This window comes from Buchnera aphidicola (Macrosiphoniella sanborni) (genome assembly GCF_005080885.1).
In the GTDB taxonomy this organism is placed as follows: domain Bacteria; phylum Pseudomonadota; class Gammaproteobacteria; order Enterobacterales; family Enterobacteriaceae; genus Buchnera; species Buchnera aphidicola_AU.
This window is the reverse complement of the sequence record NZ_CP034864.1, coordinates 448,110-473,171: the sequence shown is the minus strand read 5'-3', so window position 1 is coordinate 473,171 and position 25,062 is coordinate 448,110. Positions and strand designations below refer to the sequence as shown.

Below are 25,062 nucleotides of genomic sequence, written 5' to 3'. Positions count from 1 at the left end.
TTTTTTTTTTTTGTATTTTCTAGGGCAAACAACTAAATGTACATAAAGTAATATTTTATCCCAATCTTTCCAAAGATGAAAATATTCTAAATTATCTTCACCCATTATAAAACATAATGGTCTTGAATAATTGATTTTTTCTCTAATTTTTTTTAATGTATCAATTGTATAAAAAATATGATGATTATGTGTTTCTAAGTAACTTATCTCAAATAAAGAATAATCATTAATGGCAAGTTTAATCATATTAATTTTATCTATAATTGATGTTTTATTTTTTATACGATGAGGAGGATTATTATTGGGTAGAAATATTATTTTTTCAATATACATTTCTTGTGCTAATCGTCTAGCTAAATGAATATGACCATTATGAATAGGATCAAAATTTCCTCCGAATATTCCGTGTAATGTTTTCATTTTTATTATTAATTTATCAAAAATATTAGTTGTTTAATATTAAAGTTAATTCTTGAAGTTTATACCATATATTATAGTTATAATTTTTTTTAATATTAATTTCTATTTTTAGGAGAATTTGTATTACTTTAAATACATTATCATCACTTATTTTTTTAATAGCATTAATAAACATATTGTGTCTTGTAGAACAAATATTGTATTTCTCTAAAATAGAATATATATTTATTCTATTATCTTCACGTTTAATATAACGTTTAATATACATTAATTTAATTAAATCTTTTTGTAAAGCACGTATTAAAATAAGGGGATTACGTTTTTTTTTTAAAAAATAATACAAGACAGCAATAGCTTGTTTAGTTTTAAATTGAAATATATAATCAATCCAATGTAATGATGAATAATCAACAAAGTCAACAATAATTTTTTTAATTTTTTTTTCCGTAATCTTGCTATTAGGCCATGTTATTGAAATTATATCTAAGATATTATATATAAATAAAGTATTACCGGAATAATATTTATATAATAAAAAAAGTGCTTGTTTTTCTATTTGAATATTTTTTTCTTGTATTTCATATTTTATCCATAGTATAAAGTTTAAATCGTTTGGAGTAAAACAAGAAATTATATTATTTTTATTTTCAAATTGGTTAAAAAATTTTTTTTTTTTAATATAATAAGATAAATGATTCAATTTTAATATTGTTAAAATGTCTAGGTTTAATAAAGATAGAGATAATATCTTATTAATCTTTTTTATAAAAATAATATTAATTTTTTTTATTAAACAATTAATAACTAAAATAGTTTTTTGGAAGAACAAGTTTTTAGTTTTATAAAATATTATCACTTGTTCCCAATCTTTATCTTTTTCTATATCTATTTTTATAATATTAAAAAAACCTTTTTTATATGCAAATTGTAATATCAAATCTTGATTTTTTTGTAATAAACAACAATCTTCTCCTAAAAAAATATAAATAGTATTTAATTTTTTTTTTAAATATTTTTTTAATTCATATAGATGTATGTTTTTTATCATAATATTAAAGTTATATTAAAATAATGCGTAAGATTTTATATGACAAAGTTGATTATTTTTTTTGGAATATATATTATTTTTTTGATATTAGTATCTTGTAAATATTTTTTTATTTTTTTTTGATTTTGAGCATATGATAAAATTTCTTCTTTTTTTAAATGATTAGAAATATTTATAGTACATCGCATTTTTCCATTAATTTGAACAACAAAAATATTATATTTTTTTAATAAGATTTCTTGATTTAAGATAGGCCACGATTCATAATCAATAGAACTGTTTTTGTTCAAATAGTTCCAAACAAAAAAACACAAATGAGGTGTAAATGGATATAACATTTTAATAGTATAAATTAATGCTTCTCGCATAATAGATTTATCTTGTTCTTCTTTCATAGAAGCTTGAGAAAGTTTATTAACTAATTTCATAATTGCAGAAATCGCAGTATTAAATGTTTGTCGACGACTGATATCATCAGAAACTTTTAAAACAGTTTCGTGTAATTGACGTCTTAACTCATTTTGTGGATCATTTAAAGCATTAAAGTTCATATGTTTATGTGTATTTTGTATTTTAATATAATTAAATATTAACAACCAAAATTTTTTTAAAAATCTATGTATACCTTTTACTCCAGATTCTTTCCATTCTAATGCAGATTCTATAGGAGCTGCAAACATGATAAATAAACGAATTGTATCTGCTCCATAACGTTGAATAATTAATTCTGGTTCAATTCCATTATTTTTTGATTTAGACATTTTAATCATTCCTGCATATACTATTTTTTTTCCTTTTTTATTATGTACTTCTATAATTTCTCCTTTTAAGTTGCGTTTTATTAATACTTGTGAAGGATTTAGCCAATTTTTTTGAGATTTTTGATTAATTTCATAAAAAGCTTCAGATAAAACCATACCTTGACATAATAAATTTTTTACAGGTTCATCAACATCTACAAATTTAAAGTCACGTAATAATTTATGAAAAAATCTGAAATATATTAAATGCATAGTTGCATGTTCTATACCACCAATATATTGATCTATAGGTAACCAATATTTTGATGCAATAGGATCAATCATACCTGTATGAAAATTTGGGCAAGTGTATCTAGCATAATACCAAGATGATTCGATAAATGTATCGAAAGTATCTGTTTCTCTAATCGCTGTTTTTTTATTAAGAAGAATTTTTATCCAATTTGAATCAATTTGAATTTTTTTATTTGATGAATAAATATTATTTTTAATTTTTGGTAAAATAACCGGAAGATCTTTTTTTGGTATAGAGACAATGTCTCCATTTTCTAATGTTGCCATAGGAATAGGAGTACCCCAATAGCGTTGCCTAGATATACACCAATCTTGTAATTTATAATGAATTTTCTTTTTTAATATTTTTTTATATAATAATATTTTTTTTATTTTTTCAGTAGCATTTTTAAAATTTAAACCATTAAATTTTCCAGAATTAAATAATGTTCCCTTTGTATTAACATATGAAGTATATGATGATGAACTTTTGTTTTTAAGTATGTTATCTAAAATAACATATTTAATTTTTAAATTATTTTTAATAGCAAAATGCCAATCATGTTTATTATGTCCTGGGATACATAATATTGTGTCAATACCATATTCTATTTTATGAAAATTAGCGATCCAAATTGGTATTTTTTTTTCTGTAATAGGGTGTATAATAAATAAGTTTGTATTAATTCCGATATATTTAATATATTGTTTTTGTTCTTCTGAAATATATTGATTTTTTTTTATAAATTTTTTAAAAATTTCATTTTTTTTACATATTTTTTTTGATAGTTCATGATCAGGAGATATTACAACATATGTAGCTCCCATAATCAAATCTAATCTTAGAGAAAATACTTTTAATGTTTCAAAAGTATTAAAAATTTTTAAAGTAATTTGAAATCCCTTCATTCTACCAATCCAATTTTTTTGCATATTTTTTACGTTTTCAGGCCAATGTGTTAATTTTTTTAAATCTTGATATAAAGATTCAGCATAATTTCTAATTTTTATGAACCATTGTGGAATCTTTTTGATAATAATTTTATTTTGACATCTCCAACACAAACCATTAATCACTTGTTCATTAGCTAAAACAGTTTTATCATAAGTACACCAATTTACTAAACTATTTTTTTTATAGACTAATTTTTTTTTATATAGTTCAGTAAAAAACCATTGCTCCCAACGATAATATTCTGGTTTACATGTTGTGATTTCGCGACTCCAATCATAACTAAAACCTAATGATTGGAGTTGTTTTTTCATGTATTTGATATTATTTTTAGTCCAAGACATAGGATTAGTGTTATTTTTTATTGCAGCTTCTTCAGCAGGTAAACCAAAAGCATCCCAACCCATCGGGTGTAACACATTTTTTCCTAACATTCTTTGATATCGAGCAATAACATCACTGATAGTGTAATTTCTAACATGACCCATGTGTAATTTTCCAGAAGGATATGGTAACATGGGAAGGCAATAATATTTTTCTTTTTTAGAATTTTCTTGCACTTGAAAAGTTTTATTTTTTTCCCAATATTTTTGTACGTGGTGTTCTATTTGCTTTGGTAAATATTCTTTTTCCATTTTTTTCTCTAAAAGAAAATGTTTAAATAATAATTTATTATACTTTACTAATATTTATACTTCTTTTAATATTGGCACTTTATTTTCTGGAATAGTTACATGGATTTGTATAACTTTTCGACTATCCGCTACAGATATTTTAAAATTATAACCATCAATATTAATGCTTTCACCACGACTGGGCAGATGACCAAATGCTTTCATAACTAATCCACCAATAGTATCTACTTTATCATGGCTAAAATTCGTATGAAAAGTTTCATTAAATTCTTTAATTTCTGTAAGAGCATTGATAGAAAATATACACTTTTGCAATCTTCTAATATTTAATGTTTCGATATTATCATATTCATCTTCAATTTCTCCGACGATTAATTCAAGAATATCCTCTATAGTAACTAAACCTGAGACTACTCCAAATTCATCAATTACTATTGCCATATGATTTCTTGTAGCTCTAAATTCTTTTAACATTCTATCGACATGTTTGCTTTCTGGAACTACAACAGCTGGTCTTATTATATTCTTGATACAAAAAATATTTTTTGGATTTTTCTTCATAAAAGGTAATAAATCTTTAGCAATGAGAAATCCTTCTACATAATTGTTGTCATTACTCATTACTGGAAAACGTGAGTGTGCAGATTCGATAATAATATCCAGACATTTATTTAAATTAAAATCTAATTTTAATATTACCATTTGTGTTCGAGGAATCATAATTTCCTTGATTCTTTTTTTAACAATATGCATTACGCCTTCTAACATATCACATGTATCTTGATCAATTAGTTCATTTTGTTCTGAATCACGAATTAATGATAATAGTTCTTCTCGATTTTTAGGTTCATCATGAAAAATTTGATTTAATAAAATAGAAAAGAATCCTTTTTTATTAATTTTATCACAGTTCTGAGAATTGTTATCGCTCATAATATTAGATTTTCTAGTTTTAAAAGTATTCTACTATTCTATGGTAGAAATGTTTGAGTGAAAATATTTTTTATAAAAGATTAATAATTTTTTAAATATAAGGTTTGTGATAATGTAAAGATGCCATAATTTTATTTTCTATTTTTTCCATAATTTTTGCATCTTGTTTATTTTTATGATCATATCCTAGTAAATGTAGTGTTCCATGTATAGTAATATGTGCCCAATGTTCTTTTAATGATATATTATATTTTAATGTTTCTTCTTCAATTACATTTTTACATATCACTAAATCTCCTAATAGTTGACAATTATATTTGATAAATGCATTACAAGGAAATGCTAAAATGTTTGTTGCTTGATTTTTTTTTCTATAAAAAAAGTTTAATTTTTTGATTTCTTGTTTTTCTACGATACGAATAGTAATTATATTAATATTTTTTTTTTATTTAAAATTTTTTTTATCCATTTTTGGAAATAAAATTTTTTTGGTATTGATTGATTATTTATACAACATTTTTGTAAATTAATAATAATGTTATTCATATTTTGTTCTTAATTTTTTTAAATTAATTCACCTTTTAGTGAATGTGTATGAATTTTTGTAATTTTTAAATTAACAAATTTTCCGATCATTTTCGGTGAACCTAGAAAACTGACTATTCTATTGTTTTCTGTTCGACCACATAATTCCATAATGTTTTTATTAGATATGCCTTCTACTAAAATAGATTGAATACTTCCAAACATTTTTCTACTCCATAACATAGTTTGTATATTTATACGATTTTGTAAAATAAATAAACGTTTTTTTTTCTCTTTTATATCAATATGATCTTTTATTTTAGAAGCAGGTGTTCCTGGTCGACTAGAATATATAAAACTAAAACTCATATCAAAATTAATATTTTTTATAAAACTCATAGTTTTTTGAAAATCTTTTTCTGATTCACCTGGAAAACCTACTATAAAATCAGAGCTAATTTGAATATTTGGTCTAACCACCATTAATTTTTCTATGATTAACTTGTATTCTTCTACTGTATATGAGCGTCTCATTAATTTAAGAATTTTGTTAGAACCACTTTGAACAGGAAGATGCAAAAAACTCACTAGTTTTGGAATATCTTTATATAATTCAATAATATCATCAGTAAATTCGATAGGATGACTAGTAATAAAGCGAATTCTATCAATGCCATCAATTGTAGCGACAAGTCTTATTAGTTGGGAAAAACGACAAATATGTCCATTAGAATTTAAACCTTTATATGCATTAACATTTTGACCTAATAAATTAATTTCTCTTACACCTTGTTTTGCTAATATTGATATTTCAAATAAAATATCATCGCAAGGACGACTAAGTTCATGTCCTCGTGTATATGGAACTATACAAAACGAACAATATTTATTACATCCTTCCATAATTGAAACGTTTGCTGTATATCCTATTTTTTTAGGTTCTAGAAAATATTTAAATTTTTCTAATTTGGGAAAACTAATATCAATAGAATGTTTTTTGTTTTTTTCTATTTCAGAAATCATTTTTGGTAACTTATGTAAAGTTTGTGTACCAAAGATAATATCTACATAATGTGCTCTTTTAAAAATTTTTTTTCCTTCCTGATTTGCAACACATCCGCCTACGGCAATAATAATATTTGGGTTATTGTTTTTAATTTTTTTCCATCTTCCAAGTTGATGAAAGAGCTTTTCTTGAGCTTTTTCTCTTATAGAACAAGTATTCAATATAAGAATATCAGCCTGTTCTACTGATGTTGTTAATAAATATTTTTTCTCTTGTATTAATAAATTTGCTATCATTGATGAATCATACTCATTCATTTGACAGCCCCAAGTTTTAATATATATATATTTCATATTTTGAAATTAGTCCAATTTAATGTATAAATATATTGTATATAAATACATTATATATAATATAAATATTTTTTTTACACAGATATTTTTGCTTTAATAGAAGAGTACGGATTATATCCAATAATTTTAAAATTTTGAAAAGAATATTGAAATAATGATAGAGGTTTATTAATAATAATTAATTCTGGAAGTTTACGAGGTGTTCTAAGAATTTGTTTTTTTGCTAATTGAATATGGTTATTATATAAATGAACATCTCCTCCTGTCCATAAAAATTCTCCAACTTTTAAATTACATTGTTGTGCTATCATATGTATGAGTATAGAATAACTAGCTATATTAAAAGGAAGCCCGAGAAATACATCACAAGAACGTTGATATAATTGACAACTTAACGTTTTATTGAAAACATAAAATTGAAATAGAACATGACAAGGAGGTAATTTCATATTTTTGATTTCACCAACATTCCAGCTTGACACTAACATTCTACGTGAATTAGGATTATTTTTTAATTCTATTAATACATTTTTAATTTGATCAATATAATTTCCTTCACAAGTTTTCCATTTTCTCCATTGTTTTCCGTATATTGGTCCAACATTTCCTAATTTATCAGCCCAATTATTCCAAATAGATATTTTATTTTTATTAAGATAATCAACATTAGTATCTCCTTTTAAAAACCATAATAATTCATGAATTATTGATGGAATATGACATTTTTTTGTTGTAATAAGTGGGAATCCGTTATTTAAATTAAATTTCATATTATACCCAAAAATAGATAATGTTCCTGTTCCTGTTCGATCTTGTTTTGGGTTTCCAAATTGAATAATTTTTTTAATTAATGTTATATATTGTTTCATAATTCTCATTTTTTATTTTTTATAAAAAGATTGAAAAAAAATAATCAATCCGGCAATAATCATAGGAATTGATAAGATTTGTCCCATTGTCATCATATTGTTAAATAATCCTATTTGAGGATCTGGTTCTCTGAAAAATTCTACAAATATTCTAAATATTCCATAAAAAAATAAAAATACACCACTAATACTGCCTATTGGTCTATTTTTTTTAGAAAAATAATGTATTATCAAAAATAAAACAATACCTTCTAAAAAAAATTCATATAGTTGAGAAGGATGACGTGGTAATGCACCATATTTATATAAAATTGGTTTCAAGTTAGGACATCGTTTTACTATTTCTAAATCTTGGTATTGAGAGTTAGGAAAAATCATTGAATATCGAAAGTGTGGTGATACACGACCCCATAATTCACTATTAATAAAATTTCCTAATCTTCCAGCACCTAAACCAAAAGGTACTAATGGGACTATAAAATCAGAAATTTCTAATATGTTTTTTTTATATTTTAAAGAAAAATATAACATTGTAATTATAGCACCTATTACACCTCCATGAAATGACATCCCTCCCTCCCATGTATAAAATATATGTAATATATTCTGAGAAAAATATGTAAAATTATACAAAAGTATATATCCTATTCTTCCTCCGATACAAGATCCTAAAAAAATAGAATATAATAATATTTCTATTTTTTTCTTATACCATTGTGTGTAATTTTTGATTCTGCAATTTTTCCCATACCATATTGCAAAGCAAAAACTAATGAAATACATAAAACCGTACCAATGTGCAGATATAGGTCCAATAGAGAAAATAATAGGATTAAATTTCGGGGAAAATATATACATATATTACAAAGTATCCTTCAATGGAAAATTATTGTTCTAATTTTAATATTTCTTGAATTGTTTGACGTCTTCTAATAACAATAGAATGATTATTTTTTAATAATATTTCCTGTATCAGTGGTCTTGTATTATAATTAGAAGACATTGAAGCACCATAAGCTCCTGTATCATGAAAAATTAAATAATCTCCTGTTTTGATTTCAGGCAATTTTCGAGTTTGAATAGTACCTCCTATTTTTTGTGTAAAAATATCTCCTGATTCACATAAAGGACCTGCAACAATAGTATCAATCATATTTTTTAAATCAATTTTTCTATTGTCACCAGATATAACAGATATATGATGATAGCTACCATACATAGTAGGTCGCATTAAATCATTAAATCCTACATCTACTAAAACAAAATTGTTATTATTTGTTTTTTTTGTAGCCCATACTCTAGCAATTAAAATACCAGATTCTGCAACTAAAAATCTCCCTGGTTCAATTTCTAATTGAATATTTTTTTTTAAAAATGTAGATATTTTTTTTCGTGCATAATCCCAAGATATGAAATATTTTTCTATATCAATAGGTTTTTCATTAAATTTATAAGGTATGGATAAACCTCCGCCAGCAGAAATAGAAGATATCTTTTGGTTTAATTCAATAACATTTTGTATCATAGATTTACAAACTTTTGTTAAATGCATATAATTAACACCTGAACCAATATGCATATGTAAACCTATTAATTTTAATTTGTATTTTTTTATAATAGGTAACGCTAGTTTAGGTTCCCAAATACCATGTTTACTATTGTCTCCTCCAGTATTAGTTTTTTTGCTATGTCCATAACCAAAACCTGGATTAATTCTTAACCAAACATGATGACCTGGAGATACTTGTCCTAGTTGTGTTAACATGTCTAAAGATCCAGCATTCACTGGTATTTTGTAATTTGCTACTTTATGTAAAGTTTCTTCATCTAACATATCTGCAGTAAAAATAATTTCATTTGTATTAGATTTAAATCCAGAAATTAAAGCACGTTCAATTTCACCTAATGAAACAGCATCTACTTTTACATTTTTACTCTTCATTAAACGTAATATATGAATATTTGAACAAGATTTTTGTGCAAATCTTATCACATCAAATTTTTTTAATAGTTTTATTTTTTTGCATATCATATCTCCATCATATACCCAAAATGGAGGACGATATTTTTTTATTAAATAACGTATTTTATTTATATTAATATTATTATCATTATTATTTAAAAGTTGTGGCATTGTTTTCTCATTAAAATTTTATACGATATTTTGATAGTGAATATTTTAATACAAATTATGATGTATAAAAATTATTTATTCAAATAACGGAGCGTTGGAAATAAGATTACATCACGAATACTGTTTTGATTTGTGAAAATCATAATTAAACGATCAATTCCAATACCTAATCCTGATGTTGGTGGTAGACCGTACTTTAATGCTTCTATATAATCTTCATCATAAAATATATTATGATTTTCTTTTTTGTTTGTTTCATTTATTTGTTTTAAAAATCTATTTTTTTGATCTTCTGCATCATTTAATTCTGAAAATCCATTAGCTATTTCATATCCAGCAATAAATAGCTCAAATCTATCAGTAGTATTACAATCAATATTATTACGTCGTGCTAAAGGAGAAACTTCTACTGGATATTGCGTTATAAAAGTTGGTTGAATTAATTTTTTTTCTACTGTTTTTTCGAAAATTTCGTTTTCTATGTGACCTATCGTCCATTTTTTTTCTATTTTTATTCCTATAGATTCTGCAAATAATTTGATTTTTTTTAAATCTGTTAAATCAGAAAGTATGATATTTTTATTAAATTTTAAAATAGCATTTTTCATAGTTAATCTATGAAATGGTTTACTAAAATCAAACTCATATTTATGAAATAGAATTTTATTCTTTTTAAAAATTGATTGAGTAATATTTTTTAAAATACTTTCAGTTAATTCCATCATATCTTGATAATTAGAGTATGCAATATAAGCTTCCATCATAGTAAATTCTGGATTATGACGAGAAGAAACTCCTTCATTTCGAAAATTTCTATTAAGTTCAAAGATACGTTCAAAACCACCGATGATTAATTTTTTAAGATATAATTCAGGAGCTATTCTTAGATACATTGAAGCATTAATTTCATTATGATATGTAATGAATGGACGAGCATTAGCTCCTCCTGGGATACTTTGTAACATGGGTGTTTCTACTTCTAAGAAATTTTTTTTTATCATAAAATTTCGAATTTCTGCAATGATATTAGAACGAAATTGAAAAATTTTATATAATTGATTATTACTAATTAAATCAAGATATCTTTTCCTATAACGTATTTCTTGATTTAATAAACCATGGAATTTATCTGGTAATGGTTTTAAAGCTTTAGAAAGTATTTTTATACTATCACAAGAAATAGATAATTCGCCTGTTTTAGTTTTAAATAACAAACCTGTTACACCTAAAATATCTCCTATATCTAATTTTTTAAAATAATCATTATAAAATTTTGATGTAATATTTTCTTCTTTTACATATATTTGTATTTTTCCTTCTATATCTTGTAGTGTACAGAAAGAAGCTTTTCCCATAATACGTTTTTGTATCATGCGACCAGCTACAGAAACATAAATATTCAATTTTTTTAATTCATAAATATCTTTTTTTTGATATTCTGTATATATTTTTTTTAAATTACCACTTCTTTTGAAGTAATCAGGAAAAACTAAACCTTGTTTTTTCATGTTAAAAAATTTATTTTTCCTTTCTATTATTTCATTTTTTATAATATTGTTTTCATTTTTTATAATATTTGACATTAATTTTCCTATATTATTTTTTTATAGTCCAATAATTAAACTTTGCTCAATAAAATTATCTAAATCACCATTTAAAACTGCTTGAATATCTGTGGTTTCAATTTTTGTACGGAGATCTTTTACTTTTGAGTTATCTAATATATATGATCGTATTTGATTTCCCCAGGTGATATCAGATTTATTTTTTTCTATTTTTTGTTTTTCTTGTTGTTTGGCTTGCATTTGCATTTCATATAACTTCAATTTCATTTGTTTAATTGCGTACTCTTTGTTTTTATGTTGTGAACGATTATTTTGACATTGTGTTACGATATTTGTAGGTAAATGAGTAATACGAACAGCTGATTCTGTGCGATTTACATGTTGCCCACCTGCTCCAGATGCTCTATAAACATCAATTCTTAGATCAGAAGATTTAATATTGATATCAATTTTATTATCTATTTCTGGATATATAAAAATTGAACTAAATGAAGTATGTCTTCTTTTCCCAGAATCAAAAGGGCTTTTTCTAATTAAACGATGTATTCCTGTTTCAGTTCGTAACCATCCAAAAGCATATTCTCCAATGACTCTAACAGTAGCAGATTTAATTCCTACAATTTCTCCAACGGATTCATAAATCATTTCTGTTTTAAATTTTTTTTTATCTGCCCATCTTAAATACATTCTAAGTAACATATATGCCCAATCTTGTGCTTCTGTCCCTCCTGAACCAGATTGTATGTCGATATAACAATTACAATGATCATTTTTTTTTGAAAACATACGATAAAATTCTAGTTTTTTTATTTTTTCTTCTATTTTTTGTATTTCTATGAAAATATCTTGTAATATTATATAATCTTTTTTATCTGTTACTAATTCGAGAAAAATAGTTATTTCTTTTATATTTTCTTCTATTTTATTGATATTGTGTATTATAGAATTTAAAAAATATTTTTCTTTGTTTAACTGTTTTGTAGATTCTTGATCTTTCCATGTTTTAGGTGATAATAATTCTATATGAATTTCTAAAAGACGTGATTTTTTTTTAGAATAGTCAAAGATACCTCTTAAGGTCGTCTATACGTTTTTTAAAACTTTTAATTTGATTTTTAAGATTTTTTTTTTCCAGCATCATTTTATAGTTCTTCTATTAATTTTATTTAATTTACATACAAAAAAATAAATTTTAATGTTTATTAAGATAAATATCATAATAAGTATTTTTTCAATATATCTATTTGACAAAATAGATGCATTTATTTTAATTTGATTTAGTTTATATTATTTTTCAGTATTATTTTCAGGAAAATAACAATGTCATCATTTATATTATTACAAGATGTTATTTATCTTTCAAATCAACTATCATTAACAATGATTCTTCTAAAAGAATGGTCTCTTGTTTATGTATCTGGAGTAGATAGTAAAAAATATTTACAAAATCAATTAACTATTGATATGAATATGTTATTAAAAACACAACATACACTTTGTGCACATTGTAATATTAATGGAAAAGTATGGAGCACTATGCGTTTATTTCATTATCAAAAAGGTTATGCTTATATTCAACGTAAAACTATTTCAAAAATACAAATTAAAGAGATTCAAAAATATTCTATTTTTTCAAAAATACAATTTCATGAATTAAATAATATAGTTTTAATAGGATTTGCAGGATTTGAAACTAAATCGTTTTTATTAACTATGTTTATTAAAATACCAAATAAGAATTGTCCAGTAATACATCAAAATAATATAACCTTATTATGGTATTCTGAACCATCAGAACGATTTTTATTAATTTTTTCTGTATTAGAATTTGAATTATTTAAAAATAAAATTAATAAAAAAATTTTTTTTAATAATAGTAAGCAATGGTTGTCATTAGAAATTGAAGCAGGTTTTCCTGTTATTGATGCAATATGTTCGAAAAAATTTACGCCACAAGCTATTAATTTAGATTTACTAAATGCTATTAATTTTAATAAAGGATGTTATTATGGACAAGAAATAATAGCGAGAATATTTTTTAAAAATTCAAATAAATACTTTTTATACTCGTTAATAAGTATGGAGAATATTTTTCCTAAAATAGGCTCATGTATTGAAGTTCAAATTAACAAAAAATGGTTGAAAATTGGTGTTTTGTTATCTTTTGTAAACATTAAATATGATAAAACATATATACAAGTAGTTTTAGATAAATCTGTTAATATCGATAGTTCATTTAGAGTATATGGATTCAAAAATATTTTTTTTAAAAGAAATAAAGTATGCATATAAATTATTTTTTTATTTATATATTTTTATACATAAAATATTTTTGTTTATAAAATTTTATTTAAAGTACTTTTTATAACAACATCATGTCTCAAGGTATTCTTTTTATTATTTCAGCTCCCAGTGGAACAGGAAAATCAAGTTTAATTCAAGGATTATTAAACTCAAAACATTCATATGATATTCAATTATCAATCTCTCATACTACTCGAATTATACGACCTGGTGAATTACATGGCAAACATTATTACTTTATATCAAAAAAAGAATTTCAAATTATGATTCAAAAAGAATCTTTCTTAGAATATGCTAAAGTGTTTAATAATTATTATGGAACTTCTCGTAAATTTATTGAAAGAATGCTTTTTTCTGGAGTTAATATTTTTCTTGATATTGATTGGCAAGGAGCAAAACAAATTAAAAATAAAATACCAGAATCAAAAAGTATTTTTTTATTACCTCCATCTAAAGATGCATTATATAAAAGGTTAAGAACAAGAGGTCAAGATAGTGAAACAGTAATTGCAAATAGAATGGAAAAAGCAGTAGATGAAATGAAACATTATTCAGAGTATGATTATTTAATTATTAATGATGATTTTCAAACAGCAGTAAACGACTTAAAAACTATTATTACTGCTGAACATTTATGTTTAGTACATCAAAGAAATAAATACAATTTGTTAATTTCAAATTTATTAACACTTTAATTTTTAAAAATATTTTTTATATAATTCTATTGAAAAAATAGAATTATATAATTTAAAAATAATTTGATATTTTTTTATCAATGCAGTTTTTTTAAATTAATTATTTATTTCGATTAGCTCTTTTTCTTTCGTTTTCTTTTAAATGAAATTTACGTAATCTAATAGATTTAGGTGTAACTTCTATAAGTTCATCATCATTAATAAATCCTAGCGATTCTTCTAATGTTAAATGAATAGCTGTTGTTAAAGTTATTGCTTCATCTGTCCCAGATGCTCTCATGTTAGTTAATTTTTTTCCAATTAAACAATTAACTGTTAGATCATTAGAACGATTATGTAACCCTATTATTTGTCCTTCATATACTTGAGTTCCATGTTCTATAAATAATTTTCCCCGTTCTTGTAAATTAAACAAAGAAAAACCTACTGCTGTTCCTGTACTATTAGCTATTAAAACTCCATTTTTTCTTTTTCCAATATCATTATTACACATAATATCATAATGGCTAAAAGATGAATAAAAAAGTCCTGTACCAGAGGTAATACTTATAAATTCTGATCTAAATCCAATTAATGCTCTACTGGATAATATATATTCAAGACGTACTCTTCCTTGTCGATCTATAATCATATTTTTTAATGTACCTTTTCGCATCCCTATAAGTTGCATAATGTTGCCTTGATGTTTTTCTTCAATATCTAAAGTAACGTTTTCATATGGTTCTTGTTGAATTTTATCTATTTCACGAAAAATTATTTTTGGACGAGAAACTTGTAATTCAAATCCTTCACGACGCATATTTTCTATTAATATAGATAGATGTAATTCACCTCGTCCAGAGACGGAAAAAGTATTTGAGTCTTTTGTTTCTGAAACTTTTAAAGCTACATTATGTATAGTTTCTTTTTTTAATCTTTCTAAAATTTGACGAGATGTTAGAAATTTACCTTCTTTGCCTGCAAAAGGAGATGTATTAACTGAAAAAAACATGTTTACAGTAGGTTCATCTATACTTAATTTTGGTAATGGTTGTAAATTATCTGGGTGACAAATAGTATCTGAAATATTTAATGTATTTAGACCTGTAATAGCAATTATATCTCCTGCATTTCCTTGATTTGTCTCTATTCTTTTTAAACCAAAATAATTTAATACTTTATTTACTTTTCCACTACGATGTTTTCCTGAACTATCAATAACTATTACTGAATCATTAGGTTTAATAGAACCTTGTTGAATGCGTCCAACACCTATTATTCCTAAATAATTATTATAATCTAGTTGTGAAATTTGCATTTGAAATTTTTTTTTAGGATTAACTTTAGGAACAGGAACATATTGAATAATTGATTCATATAATGGGATCATATTATTTTGCATTTTTAGATAATTTCTTCCTGAAGTACCAAGAATAGCGGAAGTATAAATAATAGGGAAATCTAGTTGTTGATCATTAGCATCTAGATTAACAAATAAATCAAAAACTTGATCTACGACCCAATCAGGACGTGTATTTTGTCGATCAATTTTGTTAATTACAACTATTGGATTTAATCCGTATTTAAATGCTTTTTTAGTTACGAATCTTGTTTGTGGCATAGGTCCATCTAATGCATCTACAACTAAAAGAACTGAGTCTACCATAGACATTACACGTTCTACTTCACCTCCAAAATCAGCATGTCCAGGAGTATCAACAATATTTATTTTATAATTATTCCATCTAATAGAGGTGTTTTTAGAAAAAATAGTAATTCCTCGTTCCTTTTCTAAATCATTAGAATCCATAATTCTTTCAGTTTTTTCTTCATGTTCTTCAAAAGTTCCTGATTGTTGCAACAGTTGATCTAATAATGTAGTTTTTCCATGATCAACATGTGCTATAATAGCAATATTTCTTATATTTCGATACATATTCTTTCCTGATGATAAATAATTTTAGTTAATGAATATTTTATAGTTGGTGAATATTTTAAGACTGATTATATGATGAGATAAAATTTATTTTCGGGGAAATATTATTTATAAGATATTATAAAAATATTTTTTAATACAATAATAAGAATGAATAAAGTCTTAGACTTAAAAATTTATTTTAATATTTTCCACTATAAATATAGGATTCAATAGTGCATTCATTAGATTTAGATTACAATAAAACATTTTTTTTAAAAAGTTACTCGAAAATAATTGATATAGATATTCATGATGGTTATGAAATTCCGTTTCTTGGTTATTCGAATTCAGGTAAATCTAGTGTAATTAATGCTTTAACTAATCGAAAACAACTAGCTCGTTTTAGTAAAACCCCTGGAAGAACACAATTAATTAATTTTTTTCAAGTATGTCCTGGATTTAGAATAGTAGATTTACCTGGATATGGTTATACTCAAGTACCTATATTTATTAAAAAAAAATGGCAGAAAATAATTGTTAATTATTTAAAAAAAAGAAATCAAATAAAAACATTTGTATTAATTATGGATATTAGATATCCACTTAAAAAATTAGATCAAAATATTATTAATATTGCTATGAAGAAAAAAGTATTTATAATAATTTTGTTGAATAAATGTGATAAATTAAAAATGCAGAATCGTCAGAAACAATTTAATATAGTATATAAACAGTTGAAGTTATTTTTAAATTTTTTTGAAGTATTACTATTTTCATCTCATAAAAAAATTGGTATTTCTCAATTTAAATTAATTTTAAATAATTTTTATAATACTTATATTTAAATATATAGATTGTAAAAAATTATATTTAAATCAAATATATATATAATAATTATTTTTTTTTGAAGATGTAGTTTTTAAAAACTTTAAATAAATTTTTAGAAGAATAATTTTGTAAAAGTATATCTTCTGTCTTTACATTAATAGGTACAGTTAATTGTATTTGTGCTAATTTGTATGAAAGAAAAGCAATTTCTTTATATTTTTTTAATTGTATTGTAATATTTTTAGCATTTCGAAATGGTAAATATGGTATTTTTTCTATATTTTCATAAATTTTTTGAATACTAGAAAATTTATTTAATAAAGATAATCCAGTTTTTATTCCAATTTTAGGAATACCAGGGATATTATCAGAAACATCACCTATTAAAGCTAAAAGATCGATAAATTCTTTAGGTTTAATTCCATATTTTTCTTTTATTTTTTCTGGTGTAATAATCGTATCATTTTTTTTATTGAAAATAGAAATATTTTTTGTGACGAGTTGTAACATATCTTTATCATGACTAATGATTAATATATTTTCACCTTTAGCTTCTAATTGTGATGCTAAACTACCGATAATATCATCGGCTTCAATTCCTGGTATAAATAATGTTTTGATACCAATTTTATTCAGTATATTTAAAAGAGGATTAATTTGAATAGAAAGTGATTTTGGCATAGGAGATCTATTTTTTTTGTATTCTTTAAATAATATTTTTCGAAATGTTGTCTGATAAGAATCAAATATAATAATAAGTTTTTTCGAATTTTTGTATTTTTTTAAAATTTTATCTATTGTTTTTAACATTCCATATATTGCACCACATGGTTCTCCTAAATGATTTTCAAAATTAGGAAATCCATAATAAGATGAATATAAATACAAACTTCCATCAATGATGATAACTGGATTTTTTTGTTTTTTATACATCATTTTTTCATTTTTTGTTAATTAAAAAGTTAATTAGTGCAATATATTTTTTAGAAAAATTTTCTTGAAAAATTGTTTCTAATTTAGCATAATCTACGATATATTTTCCATTAATCAGCATTACAGGGATATGATCTAAATCAGATTTTTTAATATCTAAATTAATTTTTTTGAGTAATATGTTAAGTGTTAGACTATTCCAGAAATTATCAAATTTATTTTCACTAATTCCCGCTTCTTTTTTAAATATTTTTTTTATATTATTAATATTGTGAATTGTATGAGTCTCTTGAATACCTTTAAAAATAGGTAAAATAATTTTTTCTTCGACTCCCATTTGTTGAGCAATTATCCAAGATTTAGTTAATATTAGACTTAATTTACCTCCTAAGAAATTAACATGATACTTTTTAATTTGAATATTTTGTGTTAATTTTTTTTTTATTAAGTTTTGTCTGTTATGTACTTTTTCAAATTCATAACAATAGGGACAAAAAAAAGAAAAAAATTCTATAATACTAGGTACGTTATGTACAACTTTATTTTTTTTAATATATTCTCGTCCGTTTCGAAATTCATATGCTAGAGTATTCACTGATAAAATTATACTCCATAATATAATAATTATTTTCTTCATTTATTTATATAATATTTTTAGTTATTTATGTTATGTATCTAAAAAAATCAAATTAATTAATTTAAATAAAATAATATAATATATCAATAAAAAATACTACATTTATATATTTTAAAATATATTTATTAAAATATATTTATTTGAAAGAGAAGAGCACCATTAATTTAAAATTATGAAAAAAAAAAATAATATATTAACTAATCATACTCCGATGATAAAACAGTATTTATCTTTAAAATCAAAACATCCAGATATGTTGCTTTTTTATCAAATGGGTGATTTTTATGAATTGTTTTATGAAGATGCGGAACGGATTTCTAAATTGTTAAAAATTACTTTAACTAAGAAAGGTTATTCAAATAATAAAATTATCCCCATGGCTGGTATTCCGTGTCATAAATCTGAATATTATTTATCAAAACTAATAAAATTAGGAGAATCTATTGTAGTATGTGATCAAGTTCAAGAAAATAATAATCTGAATAAAAAATTAATTTCTCGTAAGATTGTGCGTATTATAACTCCAGGAACTATTACAGATGAGGCTTTTCTTGAAGAAAATGAAGATCATTTTATAGCTTCTATTTGGCAAGAAGGTAACCAATTTGGATATGCGATTCTAGATATTTCTTTAGGTTTTTTTGGTGTATCTAAAATTTTTTGTCATAGTGCTTTACTTTCAGAAATTGAACGTACTAATCCTAAAGAAATAATTTATCCAGAAAATTTTTCAGATCTTTTTTTAATCAAAAAAAGAAACTGTATTCGCAAACGTCCATTATTAGATTTTGATTTAAAAATGTCATACAAGTTATTGAACTTACAATTTAAGACTCATAATTTAAATGGATTTGGAATTAAAAAAGATGATTTTATTATCCGAGTAGCTGGTGCTTTGCTTCAATATGTTAAATTGATGCATATGAATATTTTGCCTAATATTCGTAATTTAAAATATAATTATATTGAAGATAATATTTATATGAATTCAAGTACACGAAAGAGTTTAGAAATTATTTATAATATATCAGGAGAGAAAAAAAATACTCTGTCTAAAATATTGAATAAAACTGTTACATTAATGGGAAGCAGATTGTTAAATCGTTGGTTGAATTCTCCATTAAAAAATATTGATATAATTAGAAATCGTCATGAAAGTGTTAAATATTTACAATGTTTCTATAAAGAAATACAATATATTCTTCGTCAAGTAAATGATGTAGAAAGAATTTATACGCGTTTGTGTTTACGTACAGCATTGCCTTATGATTTTGTGAGGATGCGATCAACATTAGAAATATTACCAAATTTACAATTTATATTAAAAAAAATCAAATCTCAGCATATCAAAAAAATCAGTTGTACTATTGGTTGCTTTAAGGAAATTTCTATTTTATTAAAAAAAGCAATCAGTTTAACTCCATCTAGGTTAATTCAAGATGGTTATGTAATCGCTTCATTATATAATACTGAATTAGATGAGTTGCGATTAATTAAAAAAAACTTTACAAAATATATTCAAATATTTGAAGAAAAAGAAAAAAAAAAGTTAAAAATTAATTCATTTAAAATTAAATTTAATAAAATTATTGGTTATTATGTTCAAGTAAGTAAACGTCATGTTTCTTTAGTTCCTAAAGATTATCTTAAAATACAAACGTTAAAAAATGTAGAACGTTATAAGGTTGCTAAATTAACAAAATATGCAGAAAAATTATCTAATGCAGAAATAAAAGCTTTATTTCTAGAAAAGAAATTGTATGAAGAAATTTTTGATATTATTGAACCGGATTTAGAAAATTTACAAAATAGTGCATTAGCACTTGCAGAATTAGATGTCTTATCAAATTTATCTGAACGTTCTATATCTTTAAATTACGTATGTCCTATTATGAGTAAAAAATATGGTATTTCTTTGTTAGACAGTCGTCATCCAGTTGTTGAATGTTTTTTAGATACACCGTTTATAAGCAATTCAGTTGTTTTATCAAAACATCAAAAAATGTTAATTATTACTGGTCCTAATATGGGTGGTAAAAGTACTTATATGCGTCAAATAGCTCTTATTATTATTATGTCTGCAATAGGTAGTTTTGTTCCTGCTAAATATGCTTTAATTGGTCCTATCGATAAAATTTTTACTAGGATTGGTGCTTCAGATGATTTAAGTAACGGATATTCAACATTTATGATAGAAATGACAGAAATATCTAATATTCTTCATAATGCAACAAAATATAGTTTAGTCTTAATTGATGAACTAGGAAGAGGTACTGCAACTAATGATGGATTGTCTTTATCTTGGGCATGTGCAAAATACTTAATAAATGAAAATAAATCTATGACATTAATATCTACTCATTTTCTTGAATTAACAAAATTAGAATTTACAGAAAAATATGTAAAAAATTTTTATTTTACTGCGATTAAATATAATTCAAATATATCTTTTTTATATAAAATTCAAAATGGTATATCAAAAAAAAGTTATGGTATATCTGTGGCTGCATTGTCTGGATTACCTAATATTGTTATAAAAAATGCTAAAAAAAAATTAAAAGAAATAGAAAAAATATAATATTAGAGTAATATATTTTTAGTAATTTAGTGTATCAATAATTTATTGTGAATTCAAAAATTTCAATAATTTCAAAAAATTTTTGATTTTATCTAGTAGCTAAAAATTAATATTTTCTGTAAATTATATTTTATTAATCATAATAGTTATTTCATTTAATAAAATTTGGATATTTAGCAGAATGAACAATCAAAATATGTTTAATCCTTTACTACCTTTAACTTCAGAGCAAATAAATTATTTAGAAAAACTTGAAAATACTTGTTCTAACATTCAAAGTGCTTGGTTATCAGGTTATTTTTGGAAAAGTGCAAATCAATTATCTGCTCCTTCATCTCTTAATATAAATCAGTCAGAATCAAATAATTCATTAATTACTATTATTTCAGCTTCTCAAACTGGAAATGCAAAATTATTATCTGAACGATTGCATGAATATTTTAATAAAAATAATAAAAGTAGTTGTTTAATTAATGCTATTGATTACAAGTTTAAAAAAATACAAAATGAAAAAATATTAATTTTGATTATTTCAACTCAAGGAGAAGGTGAACCTCCAGAAGAAGCATTATCTTTATACAAATTTATTATGTCAAAAAAAGCTCCAAATTTAAATAACTTATATTATAGTATTTTTGGTTTAGGAGATAAATCTTATAATTTATTTTGCCAAGCTGGAAAAGATTTTGATAAAAGATTTAAAGAATTAGGAGGTAACATTTTAATAGATCGATATGATGCTGATATTGAATATGAAGATAATTATATTCAATGGTCTAAACAGTTATTGGAAGCTATTAATAATAAATATCCAAATTCTGTATCTCTTTCGAAATCTTTACAGACAAACAATCAATATAAAAATTTTAAGACTGAATTTTCTAAAAATAATCCTGCTACAGCTATTGTTTCAGTAAATCAAAAAATTACTGGTCGTTATTCCAGCAAAGATGTTCATCATATTGAAATTGATATTAAGAATTTAAATATTAATTATACACCTGGTGATGCGTTAGGTGTGTGGTATCAAAATGATACTAATTTAGTAAAAAAAATAATAGAATTACTTTCGATGCATAAATTAAATAAAGTTCAAGTAAAAAAGAATATTATGACTATATTTGATGCATTGCAAAATCATTTTGAATTAACAAATAATACTAAGGATATTGTTAAAAAATATGCATATGTTACAAATAATAAAATTTTAAAAAATATTGTCTCTAATGAATTACATTTACAAGATTATGTTATCAAAACTCCATTAATTAAGATGATAAATGATTATCCAAAAAAAATATCTTCTGAAGAATTCATTAGTATATTACGTCCATTAAAACCCAGATTATATTCAATTTCTTCATCTCAAGCAGAAACACCAGACGAAATTCATATTACCGTGGGTGTTGTGAAAAAATTAATCTCTGGTGCTGTACATTTAGGTGGAGCTTCTGGCTATTTATCACAAACTTTAAAATCTGATGATTTAATAAAAATTTACATTGAAACTAATAATAATTTTCGTTTACCTCATAATCCTAATATTCCAATTATAATGATTAGTTCCGGTACTGGCATTGCTCCTTTTCGTGCTTTTATGCAACAAAGAGATAATGATTCTGCTAAAGGAAAAAATTGGATTTTTTTTGGTAATCCAAATTTTACTGAAGATTTTTTATATCAAATAGAATGGCAACAATATATTAAAAAAGGACTGATTACTAATATGAATGTAGCTTGGTCGAGAGATCAAGAATATAAATTATATGTACAAGATAAAATGAAAGAATATGGAGAAGAAATATGGTGTTGGATTCAAGAAGGAGCAGTAATATATGTTTGTGGTAATGCATCGAATATGGCTAAAGATGTTGAAAACACATTACTAAATATTATCAGTAAATACGGTAATATGAATCTTGAAAAGTCTGATGAATTTTTAAATAATCTTCGTTTAAATGAACGTTATAAAAGAGATGTATATTAATGAAAAATAATCATAAAAACAAATTTCATGGAAAGAAATTAACTGATGCAGAACGTATTAAAGAAAATAGTAATTATTTACGAGGGACGATTGTTGATGATTTAAAAAATGAAATAACTAATGGTTTTATTGGAGATAATTTTTCACTTATTCGATTTCATGGCATGTATCAACAAGATGACCGTGATTTACGTTTAGAACGTCATGAACAAAAACTAGAACCTCGTCACGCAATGATGCTTCGTTGCCGATTACCTGGTGGAGTGATTGAAGCTAAAAAATGGTTAAAGATTGATAATTTTGCTAATAAATATACATTATATAAAACAATTCGTTTAACTAATCGTCAAACTTTTCAATTTCATGGTATTTTAAAGAAAAATTTGAAAAACGTACATAAGATGTTACGTGATATAGGATTAGATTCATTAGGTACTGCTAATGATGTAAATAGAAACGTATTATGCACATCAAATCCTTTAGAATCTGTAATTCATCAACAAGCTTATGAATGGTCTAAAAAAATTTCAAATTTATTATTACCTCGTACTAAAGCATATGCAGAAATTTGGTTAGATCAAAAAAAAATTTTTACAACAGATCATGAGCCTATTTTAGGAAAAACTTATTTACCAAGAAAATTTAAAACAACCGTTGTAGTTCCGCCTTATAATGACGTAGATTTATACGCAAATGATATGAATTTTATTGCAATTGTAGAGAATGAGAGAATTATTGGTTTTAATATTCTAATAGGTGGTGGTTTATCTTTTATTCATGGAAATAAAAATACATGGCCTTTTCTTGCACAAGAAATAGGTTATATTCCAGAAAAACATACCTTACTTATTGCTGAAGTTATAGTAAAAATTCAAAGAGACTGGGGTAATCGTACTGATCGAAATAATGCTAAAACTAGATATACTATAAATAATTTTGGATTAGATTTATTTAAAAAAGAAATTGAAAAAAGAGCTGGTATTAGTTTTGAACCAATTCGTTATTATAATTTTATTAGTAGAGGAGATAGATTTGGGTGGATGCAAGATATTAATCACAATTGGAATTTAACATTATTTGTTCAAAATGGACGTATATCTGATAATAATGATAAATTGTTTAAATCTGGATTATTAAAAATAGCAAGTATTCATGAAGGTAATTTTAGAATTACTTCTAATCAAAATATAATTATTTCTGAAATTTCTAAAAAAAATAAAAAAAGAATAGAAGAAGTAGTAAAATCATATCAATTGACACATCAGATAAGTAATTTAAGAAAAAATTCTATGGCATGTGTATCTTTTCCTACTTGCCCATTAGCTATGGCTGAAGCTGAAAGAATGCTGTCTTTTTTTATTACTCAATTAGAAAATATCATGTTAAAATATGGCTTAGAAAAAGAAATAATAATTTTACGTGTATCAGGTTGTCCTAATAATTGCGGAAGATCTTTATTAGCTGAAATTGGATTAATTGGCAAGTCTATAGGTCGCTATAATTTATATATAGGTGGAAATAGAACAGGTACTCGTATTCCAAAAATTTATAAAGAAAATATTACTGAAAAAGAAATATTAATTCATTTAAAATATTTAATTAAAATTTGGTCTAAAGAAAGAAATAAAAAAGAAGATTTTGGAGATTTTGTTATTAGAAAAAATTTTGTAAAAGAAATTGTAAATCCTATTTATGATTTTTGGGGCTAGTATAAAGGAAATATAATATC

20 protein-coding genes are annotated in these 25,062 nt (G+C 23.7%); 6 read left to right on the top strand and 14 right to left on the bottom strand.

The window, feature by feature from the left end:
• The 11 genes from nadD to prfB all read right to left on the bottom strand — a co-directional run.
• A partial coding sequence (nadD, locus tag D9V74_RS02985; protein WP_261979359.1) for a nicotinate (nicotinamide) nucleotide adenylyltransferase occupies positions 1-420 on the bottom strand: 420 nt, incomplete at its 3' end.
• A 25-nt stretch (positions 421-445) separates the two neighbouring features.
• Entirely contained in the window at positions 446-1,468 is a 1,023-nt protein-coding gene (gene holA / locus D9V74_RS02110) for a DNA polymerase III subunit delta (RefSeq protein ID WP_261979358.1), read from the bottom strand.
• A gap of 35 nt (positions 1,469-1,503) precedes the next feature.
• Positions 1,504-4,089: a leucine--tRNA ligase gene (leuS, locus tag D9V74_RS02105; RefSeq protein WP_158362851.1), complete on the bottom strand. Its 2,586-nt coding sequence runs from the start codon at positions 4,087-4,089 to the stop codon at positions 1,504-1,506.
• A gap of 54 nt (positions 4,090-4,143) precedes the next feature.
• Positions 4,144-5,022 (bottom strand): CNNM family magnesium/cobalt transport protein CorC, encoded by an 879-nt coding sequence (gene corC / locus D9V74_RS02100; protein WP_158362848.1) that lies wholly within the window; start codon positions 5,020-5,022, stop codon positions 4,144-4,146.
• A gap of 91 nt (positions 5,023-5,113) precedes the next feature.
• Positions 5,114-5,419: an rRNA maturation RNase YbeY gene (gene ybeY, locus D9V74_RS02095; protein ID WP_261979375.1), complete on the bottom strand. Its 306-nt coding sequence runs from the start codon at positions 5,417-5,419 to the stop codon at positions 5,114-5,116.
• A 167-nt stretch (positions 5,420-5,586) separates the two neighbouring features.
• Positions 5,587-6,906, bottom strand: coding sequence for a tRNA (N6-isopentenyl adenosine(37)-C2)-methylthiotransferase MiaB (gene miaB, locus D9V74_RS02090; protein WP_158362844.1), 1,320 nt, complete (start codon positions 6,904-6,906; stop codon positions 5,587-5,589).
• Between the two features lie 74 nt (positions 6,907-6,980).
• Positions 6,981-7,775, bottom strand: a complete 795-nt coding sequence (gene thyA / locus D9V74_RS02085) for a thymidylate synthase (RefSeq protein WP_158362842.1) — start codon at positions 7,773-7,775, stop codon at positions 6,981-6,983.
• Between the two features lie 12 nt (positions 7,776-7,787).
• Positions 7,788-8,633: a prolipoprotein diacylglyceryl transferase gene (gene lgt, locus D9V74_RS02080; RefSeq protein ID WP_158362840.1), complete on the bottom strand. Its 846-nt coding sequence runs from the start codon at positions 8,631-8,633 to the stop codon at positions 7,788-7,790.
• Between the two features lie 28 nt (positions 8,634-8,661).
• On the bottom strand, positions 8,662-9,909 hold the full coding sequence (gene lysA, locus D9V74_RS02075; RefSeq protein WP_158362838.1) for a diaminopimelate decarboxylase: 1,248 nt from the start codon (positions 9,907-9,909) through the stop codon (positions 8,662-8,664).
• Positions 9,910-9,980: 71 nt separating this feature from the next.
• On the bottom strand, positions 9,981-11,492 hold the full coding sequence (lysS, locus tag D9V74_RS02070; RefSeq protein WP_158362836.1) for a lysine--tRNA ligase: 1,512 nt from the start codon (positions 11,490-11,492) through the stop codon (positions 9,981-9,983).
• Between the two features lie 21 nt (positions 11,493-11,513).
• A protein-coding gene (gene prfB, locus D9V74_RS02065; protein ID WP_261979374.1) for a peptide chain release factor 2 occupies positions 11,514-12,612 on the bottom strand; the annotation gives its coding sequence in 2 pieces (ribosomal slippage) (positions 11,514-12,536 and positions 12,538-12,612; 1,098 coding nt in all).
• 182 nt (positions 12,613-12,794) lie between these two features.
• Between prfB and ygfZ the strand changes: the two genes are divergently transcribed.
• Positions 12,795-13,766, top strand: a complete 972-nt coding sequence (gene ygfZ, locus D9V74_RS02060) for a tRNA-modifying protein YgfZ (RefSeq protein WP_158362834.1) — start codon at positions 12,795-12,797, stop codon at positions 13,764-13,766.
• A gap of 83 nt (positions 13,767-13,849) precedes the next feature.
• Positions 13,850-14,473, top strand: coding sequence for a guanylate kinase (gene gmk / locus D9V74_RS02055; RefSeq protein ID WP_158362832.1), 624 nt, complete (start codon positions 13,850-13,852; stop codon positions 14,471-14,473).
• Between the two features lie 100 nt (positions 14,474-14,573).
• Here the strand turns inward: gmk and typA are convergent, their stop codons facing one another.
• Complete coding sequence (typA, locus tag D9V74_RS02050) at positions 14,574-16,388, bottom strand: translational GTPase TypA (RefSeq protein ID WP_158362830.1); 1,815 nt, start codon at positions 16,386-16,388, stop codon at positions 14,574-14,576.
• A gap of 215 nt (positions 16,389-16,603) precedes the next feature.
• On the opposite strand from typA, the gene yihA reads away from it, so the two are divergent.
• The gene (gene yihA / locus D9V74_RS02045) at positions 16,604-17,215 is read left to right on the top strand and encodes a ribosome biogenesis GTP-binding protein YihA/YsxC (protein ID WP_158362828.1); all 612 of its coding nucleotides are present in this window, start codon (positions 16,604-16,606) and stop codon (positions 17,213-17,215) included.
• A gap of 49 nt (positions 17,216-17,264) precedes the next feature.
• Here yihA and D9V74_RS02040 read toward each other — a convergent pair whose 3' ends face one another.
• Complete coding sequence (locus tag D9V74_RS02040) at positions 17,265-18,134, bottom strand: 5'-3' exonuclease (protein WP_410051776.1); 870 nt, start codon at positions 18,132-18,134, stop codon at positions 17,265-17,267.
• Between the two features lie 4 nt (positions 18,135-18,138).
• Positions 18,139-18,768 (bottom strand): DsbA family protein, encoded by a 630-nt coding sequence (locus D9V74_RS02035; protein WP_158362826.1) that lies wholly within the window; start codon positions 18,766-18,768, stop codon positions 18,139-18,141.
• Positions 18,769-18,940: 172 nt separating this feature from the next.
• Here D9V74_RS02035 and mutS point away from each other — a divergent pair, with 172 nt between their 5' ends.
• The 3 genes from mutS to cysI all read left to right on the top strand — a co-directional run bounded on the left by mutS (position 18,941) and on the right by cysI (position 25,042).
• The gene (gene mutS / locus D9V74_RS02030) at positions 18,941-21,346 is read left to right on the top strand and encodes a DNA mismatch repair protein MutS (RefSeq protein WP_158362824.1); all 2,406 of its coding nucleotides are present in this window, start codon (positions 18,941-18,943) and stop codon (positions 21,344-21,346) included.
• 181 nt (positions 21,347-21,527) lie between these two features.
• Positions 21,528-23,333 (top strand): assimilatory sulfite reductase (NADPH) flavoprotein subunit, encoded by a 1,806-nt coding sequence (locus D9V74_RS02025; protein WP_158362822.1) that lies wholly within the window; start codon positions 21,528-21,530, stop codon positions 23,331-23,333.
• Complete coding sequence (gene cysI / locus D9V74_RS02020; RefSeq protein ID WP_158362820.1) at positions 23,333-25,042, top strand: assimilatory sulfite reductase (NADPH) hemoprotein subunit; 1,710 nt, start codon at positions 23,333-23,335, stop codon at positions 25,040-25,042. The genes D9V74_RS02025 and cysI overlap by 1 nt, the downstream gene beginning before the upstream one ends.
• Positions 25,043-25,062 lie beyond the last annotated feature (20 nt).